Annotated in this window: 11 protein-coding genes and 1 pseudogene; 5 read left to right on the top strand and 7 right to left on the bottom strand. The window is 63.0% G+C overall.

The features are described from left to right. Positions 1-65: 65 nt before the first annotated feature. Together oadA and AC0SZ7_RS00860 are read right to left on the bottom strand one after the other, a co-directional pair. Positions 66-1,874, bottom strand: coding sequence for a sodium-extruding oxaloacetate decarboxylase subunit alpha (gene oadA, locus AC0SZ7_RS00865; protein WP_475502554.1), 1,809 nt, complete (start codon positions 1,872-1,874; stop codon positions 66-68). 11 nt (positions 1,875-1,885) lie between these two features. Then, entirely contained in the window at positions 1,886-3,301 is a 1,416-nt protein-coding gene (locus AC0SZ7_RS00860; RefSeq protein WP_473004937.1) for an acetyl-CoA carboxylase biotin carboxylase subunit, read from the bottom strand. 186 nt (positions 3,302-3,487) lie between these two features. Here AC0SZ7_RS00860 and AC0SZ7_RS00855 point away from each other — a divergent pair, with 186 nt between their 5' ends. After that, positions 3,488-4,450: a LysR family transcriptional regulator gene (locus AC0SZ7_RS00855; protein WP_475502553.1), complete on the top strand. Its 963-nt coding sequence runs from the start codon at positions 3,488-3,490 to the stop codon at positions 4,448-4,450. Here the strand turns inward: AC0SZ7_RS00855 and AC0SZ7_RS00850 are convergent. The 3 genes from AC0SZ7_RS00850 to AC0SZ7_RS00840 form a co-directional block, all read right to left on the bottom strand. After that, on the bottom strand, positions 4,392-4,610 hold the full coding sequence (locus AC0SZ7_RS00850; protein WP_475502552.1) for a PA3496 family putative envelope integrity protein: 219 nt from the start codon (positions 4,608-4,610) through the stop codon (positions 4,392-4,394). The two genes, AC0SZ7_RS00855 and AC0SZ7_RS00850, sit on opposite strands and share 59 nt — an antisense overlap. Positions 4,611-4,850: 240 nt before the next feature. Further along, on the bottom strand, positions 4,851-5,717 hold the full coding sequence (hexR, locus tag AC0SZ7_RS00845) for a transcriptional regulator HexR (RefSeq protein WP_416421622.1): 867 nt from the start codon (positions 5,715-5,717) through the stop codon (positions 4,851-4,853). A gap of 88 nt (positions 5,718-5,805) precedes the next feature. Further along, positions 5,806-8,703 carry an EAL domain-containing protein gene (locus tag AC0SZ7_RS00840; protein WP_475502551.1) on the bottom strand — a complete coding sequence of 966 codons (2,898 nt, stop codon included), beginning with the start codon at positions 8,701-8,703 and terminating at the stop codon, positions 5,806-5,808. A 161-nt stretch (positions 8,704-8,864) separates the two neighbouring features. Between AC0SZ7_RS00840 and uvrD the strand changes: the two are divergent. The 3 genes and pseudogenes from uvrD to AC0SZ7_RS00825 all read left to right on the top strand — a co-directional run. Then, a pseudogene (gene uvrD, locus AC0SZ7_RS00835) lies at positions 8,865-11,033 on the top strand (DNA helicase II); the annotation flags it as partial. A gap of 203 nt (positions 11,034-11,236) precedes the next feature. Further along, complete coding sequence (locus AC0SZ7_RS00830) at positions 11,237-12,097, top strand: Tim44 domain-containing protein (RefSeq protein ID WP_475502550.1); 861 nt, start codon at positions 11,237-11,239, stop codon at positions 12,095-12,097. Between the two features lie 119 nt (positions 12,098-12,216). Next, entirely contained in the window at positions 12,217-12,624 is a 408-nt protein-coding gene (locus AC0SZ7_RS00825; RefSeq protein ID WP_475502549.1) for an SMI1/KNR4 family protein, read from the top strand. 91 nt (positions 12,625-12,715) lie between these two features. Here AC0SZ7_RS00825 and AC0SZ7_RS00820 read toward each other — a convergent pair whose 3' ends face one another. After that, a complete protein-coding gene (locus AC0SZ7_RS00820) occupies positions 12,716-14,473 on the bottom strand; it encodes a cation:proton antiporter (RefSeq protein WP_475502548.1) in 1,758 nt (585 codons plus the stop codon). A 238-nt stretch (positions 14,474-14,711) separates the two neighbouring features. Here AC0SZ7_RS00820 and AC0SZ7_RS00815 point away from each other — a divergent pair, with 238 nt between their 5' ends. Beyond that, positions 14,712-15,197 (top strand): acyl-CoA thioesterase, encoded by a 486-nt coding sequence (locus tag AC0SZ7_RS00815; protein ID WP_416421628.1) that lies wholly within the window; start codon positions 14,712-14,714, stop codon positions 15,195-15,197. Here AC0SZ7_RS00815 and pdxY read toward each other — a convergent pair. Continuing rightward, complete coding sequence (gene pdxY, locus AC0SZ7_RS00810) at positions 15,194-16,066, bottom strand: pyridoxal kinase PdxY (RefSeq protein WP_475502547.1); 873 nt, start codon at positions 16,064-16,066, stop codon at positions 15,194-15,196. The two genes, AC0SZ7_RS00815 and pdxY, sit on opposite strands and share 4 nt — an antisense overlap. Between the last annotated feature and the right edge of the window lie 51 nt (positions 16,067-16,117).

Below are 16,117 nucleotides of genomic sequence, written 5' to 3'. Positions count from 1 at the left end.
TCCAGGGCGCCAAAATGCGCGGGCAAAAAAAGGGAGGCCGAAGCCTCCCAGAGGTTAAACGTTGATCAGCCAACGATCTCGATCAAAATCTCGCCCGGGTTCACCCGGTCGCCCTTGGCGATGTGAATGGCCGTTACCTTGCCAGCGACAGGCGCCTGCACCTCGGTCTCCATTTTCATGGCCTCGGTGATCAACAGCGCCTGGCCCGCCTTGACGGTGTCGTCCTCCTTCACCAGCACATCGACGATGTTGCCCGGCATGGTGGTGCTGACGTGGCCCGGCTCGCTGGCCTGCTTGCGCTTGCCAATGCCGCTGCCGACGAATTCGTTGAGCGGTTCGAACACCACTTCTTCCGGCATGCCGTCGATGGACAGGTAGAAGTGGCGCTTGCCTTCAGCCTTCACGCCCACGCCGGTGATATCGACGCGGTAGGTTTCGCCGTGCACGTCGATGACGAATTCGGTGGGCACACCCTCGCCACCGGCGGACGGGGCTTTGCCAGGCTCTGGAATCGGCAGCAGCACCTCAGGTGTCAGCTTGCCGGCGGCGCGTTCTTCGAGGAACTTGCGGCCAATGTCCGGGAACATCGCATAGGTCAGCACGTCTTCTTCGGAAGTGGCCAACGTGCCGATCTCGCCACGCAGGCGCACCATCTCCGGCTTGAGCAAGTCGGCCGGGCGCACGTCGATCACTTCTTCGCTGCCGATGGCCTGGCGGCGCAGCTTCTCGTTGACCTGGCCAGGGGCCTGGCCGTAGCCACCCTGCAGGTAAAGTTTCACCTCGTTGGTGATGGTCTTGTAGCGCTCGCCGGCCAGCACGTTGAAGAACGCCTGGGTGCCGACGATCTGCGAGGTCGGCGTCACCAGTGGTGGGAAGCCGAGGTCTTCACGGACGCGCGGAATCTCGGCCAGCACTTCGTTCATGCGGTTGAGGGCGCCCTGCTCCTTGAGCTGGTTGGCCAGGTTGGAAATCATCCCGCCCGGCACCTGGTTGACCTGCACCCGGGTGTCGACTGCGGTGAATTCGCTCTCGAACTGGTGATATTTCTTACGCACGGCGTAGAAGTACAGGCCGATTTCCTGCAACAGCTCCAGGCTCAGGCCGGTGTCGAACTCGCTGCCTTTGAGGGCCGCGACCATGGATTCGGTACCCGGGTGGCTGGTGCCCCAGGCGAAGCTGGAGATGGCGGTGTCGATGTGGTCGGCGCCGTTCTCCACTGCTTTCAGCTGGCACATGGCGGCCAGGCCGGCGGTGTCGTGGGAGTGGATGAACACCGGCAGCGACTGTTCGGCCTTCAGCGCGCGCACCAGTTCGCCGGTGGCGTACGGGGTCAGCAGGCCAGCCATGTCCTTGATGGCGATGGAGTCGCAGCCCATGGCTTCCATCTTCCTGGCCTGGGCCACGAACGCATCGATGGTGTGCACCGGGCTGGTGGTGTAGGCGATGGTGCCTTGGGCGTGCTTGCCGGCAGCCTTCACCGCTTCGATGGCGACGCGCAGGTTACGCACATCGTTCATGGCGTCGAAGATGCGGAACACGTCGATGCCGTTGACCGCAGCCTTGGCCACGAATGCACGCACCACGTCGTCGCTGTAATGGCGGTAGCCCAGCAGGTTCTGGCCGCGCAGCAGCATTTGCAGACGGGTGTTGGGCAAGGCGGCGCGCAGTTTGCGCAGGCGCTCCCACGGGTCTTCCTTGAGGAAACGCACGCAGGCGTCGAAGGTGGCGCCGCCCCAGACTTCCAGCGACCAGTAGCCGACTTTATCGAGCTTGTCGCAGATGGGCAGCATGTCTTCGGTGCGCATGCGGGTCGCCAGCAGGGACTGGTGGGCGTCGCGCAGGATTGTGTCGGTAACGAAGATTTTCTTGGACATTATGGGGTTCCTCACAGGCCTGCGTGGGCGGCGATGGCGGCGGCGATGGCCAGGGCCAGCTCTTCGGGTTTGCGCTTGATCGAGTAGTTGGTCAGTTCAGGGTGGGCTTCGACGAAGCTGGTGTTGAACTGGCCGCTACGGAATTCGGGGTTGCGAAGGATTTCCTGGTAGTACGCAGCGGTGGTCTTCACCCCCTGCACGCGCATGTCGTCCAGGGCCCGCAGGCCGCGGTCCATGGCTTCTTCCCAGGTCAGTGCCCACACCACCAGTTTCAGGCACATCGAGTCGTAGAACGGCGGGATGGTGTAGCCGGTGTAGATCGCTGTGTCGGTCCGCACGCCGGGGCCACCGGGGGCGTAGTAACGGGTGATCTTGCCGAAGCTGGGCAGGAAGTTGTTCTTCGGGTCTTCGGCGTTGATGCGGAACTGCAACGCGAAACCACGGTGGTGAATGTCTTCCTGTTTCACCGACAGCGGCAGGCCGGACGCCACGCGAATTTGCTCGCGAACGATGTCGATGCCGGTGATTTCCTCGGTGATGGTGTGTTCCACCTGCACCCGGGTGTTCATTTCCATGAAGTACACCTCGCCCTCGGCGAGCAGGAACTCCACGGTGCCGGCGTTCTCGTAGCCCACGGCCTTGGCGGCGCGCACGGCCAGGTCGCCGATGTAGGCGCGCTGCTCGGGGGTGAGCTGCGGGCTGGGGGCGATCTCGATGAGCTTCTGGTTGCGGCGCTGGATCGAGCAGTCACGCTCGAACAGGTGCACCACGTTGCCGAAGCTGTCACCCAGGATCTGCGCCTCGATGTGCTTGGGATTGACGATGCACTTTTCCAGGAACACTTCCGCCGACCCGAACGCCTTGGTGGCTTCGGAAATAACGCGGGGGAAGTTCTGTTCCAGTTCTTCACGGCTGTTGCAGCGGCGAATGCCGCGGCCGCCACCGCCGGAAGTTGCCTTGAGCATCACCGGGTAGCCGATGCGGTCGCCTTCGGCCAGCGCTTCCTCGATGTCGGCAACGTTGCCCTCGGTGCCCGGGGTTACCGGCACGCCGGCCTTGATCATGCTGCGGCGGGCTTCGGTCTTGTCACCCATGCGGCGGATGACCTCGGCCGAAGGGCCGATGAATTTGATGCCGCGTTCGGCGCAGATGTCTGCCAGCTCGGCGTTTTCCGACAGGAAACCGTAACCGGGGTGCAGGGCATCGCAGCCGGTCTCCACCGCCAGGTTCACCAGCTTGCGCGGGTTCAGGTAACCGGCCAGCGGCTCGGCGCCAATGCTGTGGGCCTCGTCGGCACGTTTCACGTGCAGGGCGTGGCGATCGGCGTCGGAATAGATCGCGACGGAGCGAATGCCCATCTCGGCGCAGGCACGCACGATTCGTACGGCAATTTCACCACGGTTGGCGATCAGGATCTTTTTTATCACTTGGATGTTCCTCGACCGTTGACTAACAGACCGGCAAAACCGGTCGGCGCATGACCCGGCCCGCTCGGCCAGTCGCACCTTCACAGTAGCGCCGTGTAACAATTAACAAAAATCAATATTTGTTAGGTCAGCCATAAAGGAAGCCTTATAGTCAGGCGACCATGGCGCGGCAACGAGGACTACATCATGCGTAAGTCATTGATGCGTATGACATTACGGCAACTTCAGATCTTCAACGAAGTCTGCGACCTACGGTCTTACAGCCGCGCCGCAGAGGAAATGTCGCTGACCCAACCCGCCGTCAGCCTGCAAATTCGCCAGCTGGAAGAGCTGGTTGGCCAACCATTGTTCGAATATGTGGGCAAGAAACTCTATTTGACCGAGGCAGCTGAAGCACTGCAACGCGCCAGCCGCGACATCTTCGGGCGCCTGGAAAGCTTCGACATGCAGCTGTCGGACATGCAGGGCTCGCTGCAGGGCCAGCTGAAACTGGCAGTGGAATCCAGCGCCAAGTACTTCGTGCCGCACCTGTTCGCCGCGTTCAAGCGCCAACACCCTGAGGTCAACCTTAGCCTCACCGTGTGCAACCGTGCACAGGCCATCCGTCGCCTGTCGGATAACCGCGACGACCTGATCATCATGTCGATGGTGCCCCAGGACATGGGGCTGGAGTTCATGCCGTTCCTGAACAACCCTATCGTCGCCGTGGCGCCGCCGGATCACCCGCTGTGCAAGCTGGAACGCCTGCGCCTGCAGGACCTGGAGCCGCACACGCTGCTGATGCGCGAGCAAGGCTCGGGCACACGCAAGGCCTGCGAAGAGTATTTCAAGGAAAAGCGCGTGCACTTCACCCAGACCATCGAGGTGGCGAACGCCGACGCCCAGCGCGAAAGCGTCATCGCCGGGCTTGGCCTGGCCCTGTTGACCCGCCATGCATTGAACATGGAGTTGGCCACGGGGGTGCTCAAGGAACTACCGGTCGAAGAACTGCCGCTTTATCGCAGTTGGTGCATCGTGCAGGCCAAGGCCAAGCGGCTATCGCCGGTGGCCTTGGCGTTCCAGGCGTTCATTCGCATGGAGCGCGCGCAGATCAGCGCCCTGGCTGAACGTTTTTCTGGCCGCTTGCCGCCGCTGCCTGCCAGTAGTTGAAAGAATCGAGATCGGGGAAATCGGAAATTTCCTGCAGCAGGCGGCGCTGCTCGGAGTAGCTTTCGATTGCGCGGCGAAATTCCATGCGGCGCTGGTCTTCCTGCTGGCGCTTGGTTTTGCTGGTGCCTTGGTCCTGCGAGCCATCGAAGTAACGAGCCATTGCGTCTCTCCCAGTTCGAGTGCGGGGACTTCAGACTGGGCTTTGGCGGTTACGATTTGTGGGCGCAGGGATGACGGTTCGGTTAAATCGCACCCGTAGCAGCGGCCACAGGCCGCGTCACAGGCGCCGCGCAATAGCCGGTCTACATCCTGTGGGAGCTGGCTTGCCAGCGAGCTGTTGGGGCCATAAAAACTCGCTGGCAAGCCAGCTCCCACAAGACAGTTGCGGCTACGGAATATTTCAGTCGTCGAGGGCTTTTACCGACTTGGGCGACAGGCGCAGGCTGCGCAAGCTGCGCTTCACGCTTTTCAGGTGGTTGACCAGGCTCGGGCCGCGCGCCATGGCAACGCCCATGGCCAGCACGTCGATTACCACCAGGTGGGCAATGCGCGAGGTCAGCGGCGTGTAGATTTCGGTGTCTTCGTGCACGTCGATGGCCAGGTTCACCGTGGACAGCTCGGCCAATGGTGTCTGGCTGGGGCACAGGGTGATCAGCGTGGCGCCGCTTTCACGCACCAGGTTGGCGGTGATCAGCAGGTCCTTGGAGCGCCCCGACTGCGAAATGCAGATGGCCACGTCACCCGGTTTCAGGGTGACGGCCGACATGGCCTGCATGTGCGGGTCGGAATAAGCCGCTGCGGTCAGCAGCAGGCGGAAGAATTTGTGCTGGGCATCAGCCGCTACCGCGCCGGACGCGCCAAAGCCGTAGAACTCGACGCGCTGGGCCTGGGCCATGGCGGTCACCGCGCGCTGCAAGGCCTGCGGGTCGAGGTGCTCGCGCACCTCCATCAGGGTGTGCAGGGTGGTGTCGAAGATCTTCAGGCTGTAGTCGGCTACCGAGTCGTCTTCGTGAATGGCGAACTGGCCGAAGCTGGCGCCAGCGGCCAGGCTCTGCGCCAGCTTGAGCTTGAGGTCCTGGAAGCCCGAGCAGCCAATCGCGCGGCAGAAGCGCACGATGGTCGGCTCGCTGATGCCAACGTTATGGGCAAGGTCCGCCATGGAGCTGTGCATCACGGCCGCGGGGTCGAGCAGCACGTGGTCGGCGACTTTGAGCTCCGACTTGCGTAACAGGTGGCGAGACTGGGCGATGTGTTGCAACAGGTTCAATGGAAGAGACTCGTTCAGGATCGGAAGACCGATGTAGCTTTCTTGTAGTTATACTACATGACCTGCGACACGCCCAGCTAAACGATAGTCAAGTTCGCGAATGAACCTGGCCAAGCTGCCCGCGGTAATCCGGGTCCTCGCCCAACAACCCGCCAAAAGCCTGGGCTTCAACGGGTTTGCTGATGAGGTAACCCTGAATTTCGTCACACCCATGCGCGTTCAAAAACGAAAGTTGCGCGTGCGTTTCAACACCTTCAGCCACCACTTTCAACTGCAGGCTGTGGGCCATGGCAATGATGGCGCGAGTAATGGCCGCATCTTCACTACCTTCTGCCAGGCCGCGAATAAACGCCTGGTCGATCTTCACGTAGTCCACCGGGAAGCGCTTGAGGTAGCTCAGGGAAGAGTAGCCGGTTCCGAAGTCGTCGATGGCAAGTTTTATCCCCAACGCCTGCAACTGATGGAAGGTGGCGATGATGTGCTCGACGCTGTCCAGCAGCTGGCTTTCAGTAAGCTCCAGCTCCAGGAATTGCGGCTCAAGGCCGGTATCGCTGAGCACCTGGCGCACCAGGCTGACCAGCTTGCCCTGGCGCAACTGGTGCACCGACAGGTTCACCGACACGCGTATCGGCGGCAGGCCCTGGCGCTGCCATTCACAGGCCTGCCAGCAGGCCTGGCGCAGCACCCACTCGCCGATCGGCACAATCAACCCGGTCTCCTCGGCCAAGCCGATGAACTCCCCTGGTGGGATCATGCCCATGGCCGGGTGGCGCCAGCGCACCAGAGCTTCGGCGCCGTTGAGGCGGCCGGTGGCCAGGCACAGCTTGGGTTGGTAGTAGACCTCCAGCTGCTGCTCGTCGATGGCCTTGCGCAGTTGTTGCTCCAGTTGCAGGCGCTCCAGGGTGCTGGCCTGCAGGCTCTCGGTATAGAACTGGAAATTGTTGCCGCCCAGGTGCTTGGCGTGCTGCATGGCCATGATCGCCTGGCCCACCAGCGCCGACACATCGCGGGCGTTGTCGGGGAGCAGGCTGATGCCGATGGACGCGCTGACCACCAATTCCTGGTTTTCGATCATCTGCGGCACGCGCAGCTTGGCCAACAGCCGGCTGGTGACCCGCGCCAGGCTGGACAGGTTGGCGTAGGCGTCGAACAGCACCGCAAATTCGTCGCCCGACAACCGCGCAATGGTGTCGGCTTCCGGCAGGGCGCTGCTGATGCGCCGGGCCATCTGCTTGAGCAACTGGTCGGCAGTTTCATGCCCCAGGGTTTCGTTGAGCAGTTTGAAGCGGTCCAGGTTGATGTGCAGCAGCGCCAGGCTGCGGCCGCCCTGGCGCACGCGCTGGTTGGCTTCCTGCAGGCGCTCGCGGAACAACGCGCGGTTGGCCAGGCCGGTCAATTCATCGTAATGGGTAAGGAAACGCATGCGTTCCTCGGACTCGCGCCTGGCGGAAAGATCGGCGCAGAACGCGATGACATTGCTGATATTGCCGCGATGATCGCGTACCACGCTCAATTGCAGCCACTGCGGGTACAGCTCGCCGCTCTTGCGCGCCTCCACCAGCTCGCCCTGCCACTGCCCGGCCTGCTGCAGGGCTTCGTCGATCTGCCGGTGATGGCGGCGCGCGTCGCGGCTGCATGGCAACTCCACCACATTGCGCCCCAGCACTTCTTCGCGCGAGTAACCGGTGACCTTGATGAAGGCCTCGTTGACCGACAGCACTGCGTAGTCGCTGTCGAGAATGATGATGCCCTCGCTGGCCGCCTCGAAGACCATCGCCGACAGCCGCTGCTGATCTTCATGGGCCTTGCTGACGCTGATGTCGCGGCGGGTGCCGAGCATGCGCAGCACCTTGCCGGTGTCGCCGCGCTCCACGGCACGGCCGCGGTCTTCTATCCAGCGCCAGCGACCGTCGCTGTGGCGCACGCGGTATTCGATGCGGTAATCCTCGGTGCGCCCCTTCATGTGTTCCACAAGCGTCCGCTTGAGGTGTGGCAGGTCCTCGGGGTGCAGCCGTGGCTTGAGGTGGCGGAGCATGGCGGTGACATATTCGGGGTCCAGGCCGAACAGCTGCTGCACATGGGTATGGTGCACCTCGTCGGACTGCAGGTCCCAGTCCCACAAGCCCAGCTCGCTGGCTTCCAGCGCCAGCGCCAGGCGTGCCTCGCTCTTGCTCAGTGCCTGGTTGGCCAGGTCGAGCTCGTGGCTGCGCTGGGCCACCCGGGTTTCCAGCCCCGTCTGGGCCTCGCGCAACTCGCCTTCGGCACGGCGCCGCTGCTCCACCTCGCGGGCCAGTTCCTGGTTCAACCGCGCACTGGCGGCCTGGGCATGCTGCAGGTTTTCAATCAGGTCCTGGTTCTGGAACCGGCGGATCAACCCGCGCTCGATCAGGCGGTTTACCTGCCAGGCCACTACCACCAAGGCCCCCAGCAGGATCAGCCCCAGCCAACCCCAGCCGTGCTGCGCGCCGCTGCCAATCAGGAACAGGCAGCCGATGGGCGGCAACAGGCAGGGCAAGGCAAAACTGAGGAATGCCGGCAGGCTCACCGCATAGGCTACGCTGGCCGACAACGTGGCCGCGCCCAGCAACCCGAACACCCAGGCCTGCTGGACGAAGCTATCGGTGGGCACCAGCAGAATGGCGGCGCCGGCCAGGGTCAGGCCGCTGACGAACGAGCCGAACAGGAACATGCGCACCCACACCGGGTGCGACTGACGGTCGGGTATGGCCGAATCGAAGGCGGCCACCTGGATGACGCGCATGGCCACCAGCGCGGTCAGCCACACCAGCCACACGCTTACCAGCACGTAGTGCCGGGGCTCCCACAGCAGCCAGGCGCAAACCAGGCCGTTGGCGAGCATCAGCAAGGTGGGCAGCAAGGAGCCCTGGTACAGCAGGCGCGTGCGCTCTACCGCCAGTTGGGCGGCGTATTTGCGGCGTATATCCCGTTGCCCCTCCGTGGAAGCAGGACCTGAAGCAAGTGTCATAGGCAGTATTCTTATTAATGTGCTGAGCCTGAACGTGCACGGAGCATACACAAGCCCGGTGCCCTGCCACAGCCCCTGCGCACATAGATGGAAGAGGTTATTTATCGACCGCTCGAACGCCGGGTTTGCTCCAATCTTGTCCAGCACCCTAAAATGGCCGGATGCGCGATGACCTCTCCCTTCTGCTGAATTCCCTCAACGATGCCCAACGGCAGGCCGTAGCGGCCTCGGTTGGCCGTCAGTTGGTCCTGGCCGGTGCTGGTTCCGGTAAAACCCGAGTGCTGGTGCACCGTATCGCCTGGTTGATCCAGGTCGAACAGGCGTCCCCCCACTCCATCCTGTCGGTGACCTTCACCAACAAGGCCGCAGCCGAGATGCGCCAGCGTATCGAGCAGCTGATGGGTATCAACCCGGCCGGTATGTGGGTGGGCACCTTCCACGGCCTGGCGCACCGCCTGCTGCGGGCCCACTGGCAGGAAGCGAACCTGAACCAGAACTTCCAGATCCTCGACAGCGATGACCAGCAACGGCTGGTGAAGCGGGTGATCCGCGAGCTGGGCCTGGACGAACAACGCTGGCCGGCCCGCCAGGCGCAATGGTTCATCAACGGCCAGAAGGACGAGGGCCTGCGCCCGCAACACATCCAGGCCAGCGGCGACCTGTTCCTGGCCACCATGAAGTCGATCTACGAGGCCTACGAGGCTGCCTGCGCCCGCGCCGGTGTCATCGACTTCTCTGAACTGCTGTTGCGCGCCCTGGACCTGTGGCGCGACAACCCCGGCCTGCTGCAACACTACCAGCGCCGCTTCCGCCACCTGCTGGTGGACGAATTCCAGGACACCAACGCCGTGCAGTACGCCTGGTTGCGCCTGTTGGCGCAAGGCGGCGACAGCCTGATGGTGGTGGGCGACGACGACCAGTCCATTTATGGCTGGCGCGGCGCGAAAATCGAGAACATTCACCAGTACTCCGCGGACTTCCCCGATGTGGAAACCATCCGCCTGGAGCAGAACTACCGCTCCACCGCCGGCATCCTCAAGGCTGCCAACGCCCTGATCGCCAACAACACCGGCCGCCTGGGCAAGGAGCTGTGGACCGACGGCGGCGACGGCGAACCGCTGAGCCTGTACGCAGCCTTCAACGAACACGACGAAGCGCGCTACGTGGTGGAAACCATTGAAGCGGCGATCAAGACCGGCATGTCGCGCAGCGATATCGCCATCCTGTACCGCTCCAACGCCCAATCGCGGGTGCTGGAAGAGGCCTTGCTGCGCGAGCGCATCCCGTACCGCATCTACGGCGGCCAGCGCTTCTTCGAGCGTGCCGAAATCAAGAACGCCATGGCTTACCTGCGCGTGCTGGAAGGCCGTGGCAACGACTCCGCGCTGGAGCGCATCATCAACGTGCCGCCACGCGGCATCGGTGAGAAGACCGTCGAGGCCATCCGCGACCACGCCCGCCATTCCGAGATTTCCATGTGGGAATCCATGCGCCAGCTGGTGGCCAACAAGGGCCTGACCGGCCGCGCCGGCAACGCCTTGGGCGCTTTCATGGAGCTGATCGAGAACCTCGCCGCCAAGGTCATGGAAATGCCCCTGCACCTGATGACCCAGACGGTCATCGAGCAGTCGGGGCTGATCACCTATCACCAGGAAGAAAAAGGTGAAAAGGGCCAGGCACGGGTAGAAAACCTTGAGGAACTGGTCAGCGCCGCGCGCAACTTCGAGACCGCCCCCGAAGACGAAGAGTTGACCCCGCTGGCAGCCTTCCTCGGCCACGCGTCGCTGGAAGCCGGCGACACCCAGGCCGACGAGCACGAAGACAGCGTGCAGTTGATGACGCTACACAGTGCCAAGGGCCTGGAATTCCCCCACGTGTTCCTGGTGGGCATGGAAGAGGGCCTGTTCCCGCACAAGATGAGCCTGGAAGAGCCCGGCCGCCTTGAAGAGGAGCGGCGCCTGGCCTACGTGGGCATCACCCGTGCCATGCAGCAACTGGTGATGACCTACGCCGAGACCCGCCGCCTGTACGGCAGCGAGACCTACAACAAGGTATCGCGGTTCGTCCGCGAAATTCCCGGTGGGCTGATTCAGGAAGTGCGGCTGTCCAACAGTGTCAGCCGCCCGTTCAGCTCGGGCCAGAAGCAGAACTCCAGCAGCCTGTTCGGCGGCGCGGCCATCCCGCAGACCGAGTTCACCCTGGGCCAGCGCGTGGCACACTCGGTGTTCGGCGAAGGCGTGATCCTCAACTTCGAAGGCTCGGGCGCGCAGGCCCGCGTGCAGGTCAACTTCGCCGAAGGCAGCAAGTGGCTGATGTTGGGCTACGCCAAGCCCGCCGGGGGGGGCGCCCGGCCTGACGCGGCCAGCGCCCCCTGCTACGGTCTTTGTAGCAGCGGCCGCAGGCCGCGTCAGCGGGCACCCCACATCACGCGTGATTGTTTCCCCCTGTAAAAGCTCGAAACACTATGTCACTGGCCATGGCCTGCCCATCTGTGCAACATGGCTGCAGTGCAATCCACAACGGGAATTCCCTTATGCAACGTTTTCTCAGCATCGCCCTGGCGCTGTGCATCGGCCTGACGATGAGTATCGACGCCCACGCCAAGCGCTTTGGCGGCGGCAAGTCGTTCGGCAACGCGCCGACGCACCAGTCGGTCACCCCTTCTCCTTCCGGTGCTGCCGGTGCTGGTGCTGGTGCTGGCGCAGCAGGCATGGCCGGTCGTGCAGCCCCTGCTGCCGGTGGCGCCTCGAAATGGCTTGGCCCACTGGCCGGCATCGCCGCCGGTGGCCTGCTGGCCTCCATGTTCATGGGCGGCGGCTTCCAGGGCATGCAGATCTTCGACATCCTGATCATGGCAGTCATTGCCTTCGTGATCTTCCGCTTCATCGCCGCCCGTCGACGCAAGCAGCAGGAGCACCTGGCTCCAGCTGGCGCGCCGTTCCAGCGTGAAGCCTTCGAACAACCTGCGCAGCCGATCTTCGGCAGCTCGGGTGGCCAACCGGTTCGCCCGGTCATCAACGCCCCGGCCTGGTTCAACGAACAGAGCTTCCTGAACGCCGCCCGCAGCCACTTCGAAGCGCTGCAGCAGCACTGGGACGCCAACGAGATGGACAAGATCGGCGAGTTCGTCACCCCGCAAATGCTGCAGTTCCTGCGTCAGGAACGTGCCAGCCTGGGCGACGGCTTCCAGTCCACCATCATCGACAACCTGCAAGTGCAGCTCGACGGTGTGGACGATCGCGCCGACAAGACCATCGCCACCCTGACCTTCAGCGGCGTGTCCAAGACTTCGCGCTTTGACCAGGGCGAAGTGTTCAGCGAAAGCTGGAACATGGAGCGTCCGCAGGGCGACAACCAGCCTTGGCTGATTGCCGGGATTCGCCAGAACGGCTGATCCGCAGGTATTGCACGCCAGAACCCCGGCCCAGGCCGGGGTTTTTCATTTTTAACATTGCGAAAATATCCAGCTAATGTATAAACCGCACCGCGCAATTCGTTGAGAGGAAATACACCGTGGAAGAAGTGATCGAACAACTCCGGGAAGCCAATGAACCGGTACCCGTTCCACTCGAGTTGCCCGATGAGGACCAACTGGTCGAGGTTGAGGAACAACTGTTCATCAACATCCCGTTCGTCTTCAAGGAGTTCCTGCTGACCGTCAGCGACGTGGTCTACGGCAGCCTCGAGCCCGTGACCGTGACTGACCCACAGTCGCACACCTACCTGCCGGAAGTGGCAGCCAACGCCTGGGACATTGGTGTGCCGCGCGAGCTGATCCCGATCTGCCAGGACGGTGAAGACTACTACTGCGTCGAAGAAGATGGCACCGTGGTGCTGTGGTCCGGCGAAGAAGAGATCGTCACCGAGGAAAGCTGGGAATCGGTATGGCACTGGGCGCGGGACGTCTGGCTGGAAAGCTGATGCCGCTTGTGTAGGAGCCGACCTTGGTCGCGATTACTGGCACCTCGGTCTTCAGCCAGGCGCCATCGCGGCCAATGCCGGCTCCTACAAGTCAATGAGGCTCGGCGTTATTACCCAGGGTATCCAGCAACGCCACCTGCATGCGCGTGTGCACCCTGATGAACCAGCGCCACAGCACCGCCGCCACCGCCGCGGCCACCAGCCCCACCACTACCAGCAGCTCGCTGGTGGGCAGGATGCTGGCCGACAGCGCCGCCAGCAGCAGGAAAATCACCAGCAATGACACCAACGGGATGACCTCGGCCACCACTCGCCGCACCCGCTCGGTGTGCCGCCCGGCCATCTCCGGTTTTACCCCCATTTCCGCCAGCAGCATCGACAGTGCCTTGAGCTTGCGATAAGCGGCAATCAGGAACGCCAGCGACAGCAGCAACGCCGCGCCCCAGATCAATGCGTTGTGCCAGCGCACCTCGTTCACCCAACGCCCGAGGTACCCGGAGATAGGCTCGGCGAAGTACGCCGCACTGAAAAATATGCCCATCACCAGCGCCAGGTTCACACCCACCTGCAACAGAATCCGCCTGATCAGCGTCGCCAGCAGCGCCCCCTGCCCCTGCGGCTGAATGCTGCGCAGCCATTCGCCGTACAGTCCGAACACGCGCGCTACACGTACCGGTACCCAGCCGGCGAGTTTTTCCGACAGCGGGTCGGCGGCGCGAATCAGGTAGGGCGTGGACAAGGTGGTGAGCGCTGAAACCGCCACGGCCACCGGGTAGAGGAAATCGCTGGTCACCTGCAAGGTCATGCCCAGGGCGGCGATAATGAACGAGAACTCGCCAATCTGTGACAGCCCCATGCCCACCCGCAGCGAAGTTCGGCCGTCGTTGCCGGCCAGAAACGCGCCCAGCCCGCAGGAAATCATCTTGCCCAGCACTACGGCGATGGTGATGACCGCGATGGGCCAGGCGTATTGCACCAGGATAGCCGGGTCGATCATCAACCCGATGGCGACGAAGAAAATGGCACTGAACATGTCGCGGATCGGCTCGATCAGCCGTTCGATCTTCAGCAGCTGGCGCGACTCGGCCATGATCGCCCCGATCAGGAAGGCCCCCAGCACCATGCTGTACTCAAGCTTCACCACCAGCAGGCAGAAGCCGAAACACAGCCCCAGCACGGTCACCAGCAGCATCTCGTTGCTCTCGAACTTCGCCACGTAGGCCAGCAGCCTGGGCACCAGCAGAATGCCCACCACCAGCGCCACGATCATGAACAGCGACAGCTTGCCGACGGTGGAAAACACTTCGCCGGAGCTGACCGTGCCGCTGACGGCAATGCCCGAGAGCAGCGCAATGATGCCGATACCCAGGATGTCCTCAACGATCAGCACGCCGAAGATCAGCTGGGCGAAGCGCTGGTTCTTCATTTTCAGGTCGTTCAGCGCCTTGACGATGATGGTGGTCGAGGAGATCGCCAGGATGGCACCCAGGAACAGCGAGTCCATGGTGCTCCAGCCGAACCAGCGGCCAATCTCGTAGCCGATCCAGATCATCAGCACGATTTCCAGGAACGCGGCGATGAACGCCGTGGCCCCCACCTTGAACAGCTTGCGCAGGCTGAATTCCAGCCCCAGGCAGAACATCAGGAAGATGACCCCCAGCTCTGCCAAGGTCTTGATGGTGTCTTCGTCGTGGATCAAGCCGAATGGTGGTGTGTGCGGGCCAATGACGAAGCCGGCGACGATGTACCCCAGCACCACGGGCTGCCGCAGCCGATGGAAAATCACCGTGACCACCCCTGCAATCAGCATGATCACGGCCAGATCCTGGATGAAACTGATGGCATGCATGGGCCCGGCTCCTTTTCACGGTGTAACATCTCAAGCCTGAGGTTAACATCGTGAAACCTGCGGAAATGCCGGTGCAACAAGTGGAAACAGATCCGTTGGCCTGGCACCGCCAGGGCCGCGCGCGCTGTGACGTCCAGCCGGCAAACTACGTCCCGGAAGAGTGGGATTTTTCGCCCAGCGGGTAAGCACCAACATAGGTGGCGCCCCTTAACTACAGCAACATTACCGTGAGCGCACTATGGAACCCGGAAACGCCCAGTTGTCGATGACTGTTCTGATGACCCCGGACATGGCCAACTTTTCAGGCAATGTGCACGGCGGCACCTTGCTCAAGTACCTCGACGAAGTCGCCTACGCCTGCGCCAGCCGCTATGCCGGCCGTTACGTGGTGACCCTGTCGGTGGACCAGGTGATTTTCCGCGAGCCGATTCACGTCGGCGAGCTGGTGACCTTCCTGGCGTCGGTGAACTACACCGGCAACACCTCCATGGAAGTGGGCATCAAGGTGGTCACCGAGAACATCCGTGAACGTTCCGTTCGGCACACCAACAGCTGCTTCTTCACCATGGTGGCCGTCGACGACCAGCGCAAGCCTGCCCAGGTGCCGCGCCTGGAGCCGCAGACCAGCGAGGAGAAACGCCGCTTCGTGCAGGCCCAGCAGCGCCGCCAGATCCGCCAGGAACTGGAAAAGCGCTACCAGGACATCAAGGACGACGGGCTTTAAAACGCCAGGCGCTGCGCCTCGAAGCGCAGCCGCGGGTGCACGATGCGATCCTGGGCCCGCACCAGTTCAAGTTCGTAACTGGCACAGGCCTGGGTTTCCAGCAGCACTTCGTGCACGGCCGCAGCGGCAAACTCGAACGCCGCCACCTTGCTGTCGCCCAGCAGCAGGCGCGCCAGGAACAAGCCTGACGTCAGGTCGCCCACGCCTACCGGCTGGCGCGGGAAGGCCAGCAGCGGCCGGCGCAGGTGCCAGCTGCCTTCGGCAGTGACCAGCAGCATTTCGAAGTCCTCGGCGGCCTTGCCGGGGTAGGCCAGGTGCTTGACCACCACGGCCTTGGGGCCACGCGCAAGCAGCGCCCGGGCCATGCCCACGCAATCTTCCAGCGACTGCGCCAGCCGGCCACAGAAGGTGTTCAGCTCAAGCTGGTTCGGGCACACCAGGTCCGCCACCGCCACCGCTTCGTCGAGCAGGAAGTCGCTGACCTCGGCCGGCACGATGCAGCCCTTCTCCGGGTGGCCCATGACCGGATCGCACAGGTACAAGGCGTTGGGGTTGGCGGCCTTGACCTTGCGCACCACTTCCAGGATTGCCCGGCCCTGGGCCGCGCTACCCAGGTAGCCGCTGAGCACGGCGTCGCAGTTGCCCAGCTCACCAATCGTCGCAATCCCTTCCACCAGCGCCGGAATTTGCGCTGGGGCCAACACTTCTCCGGCCCACTGGCCATACTGAGTGTGGTTGGAGAACTGCACGGTGTTCAATGGCCATACGTTGACCCCCACCCGTTGCATGGGGAACACCGCGGCGCCGTTACCGGCATGGCCAAACACCACGTGCGACTGAATGGCGAGCAGGTGTGGAGTACGTTTCATGCAAATATCCCGCAGCGGTATCTGATTTTCGAGGGGCGCAGTATGGCGCCA

The organism is Pseudomonas sp. JC1203, assembly GCF_056175065.1.
This window is presented reverse-complemented; position numbering and strand designations above follow the sequence as displayed.

Excerpts from the sequence above, each read along its gene's own strand:
- oadA (WP_475502554.1), bottom strand. The coding sequence starts at position 1,874 with ATGTCCAAGAAAATCTTCGTTACCGACACAATCCTGCGCGACGCCCAC.
- AC0SZ7_RS00855 (WP_475502553.1), top strand. The coding sequence starts at position 3,488 with ATGCGTAAGTCATTGATGCGTATGACATTACGGCAACTTCAGATCTTC.
- AC0SZ7_RS00850 (WP_475502552.1), bottom strand. The coding sequence starts at position 4,610 with ATGGCTCGTTACTTCGATGGCTCGCAGGACCAAGGCACCAGCAAAACC.
- AC0SZ7_RS00840 (WP_475502551.1), bottom strand. The coding sequence starts at position 8,703 with ATGACACTTGCTTCAGGTCCTGCTTCCACGGAGGGGCAACGGGATATA.
- AC0SZ7_RS00830 (WP_475502550.1), top strand. The coding sequence starts at position 11,237 with ATGCAACGTTTTCTCAGCATCGCCCTGGCGCTGTGCATCGGCCTGACG.
- AC0SZ7_RS00820 (WP_475502548.1), bottom strand. The coding sequence starts at position 14,473 with ATGCATGCCATCAGTTTCATCCAGGATCTGGCCGTGATCATGCTGATT.
- AC0SZ7_RS00815 (WP_416421628.1), top strand. The coding sequence starts at position 14,712 with ATGGAACCCGGAAACGCCCAGTTGTCGATGACTGTTCTGATGACCCCG.
- pdxY (WP_475502547.1), bottom strand. The coding sequence starts at position 16,066 with ATGAAACGTACTCCACACCTGCTCGCCATTCAGTCGCACGTGGTGTTT.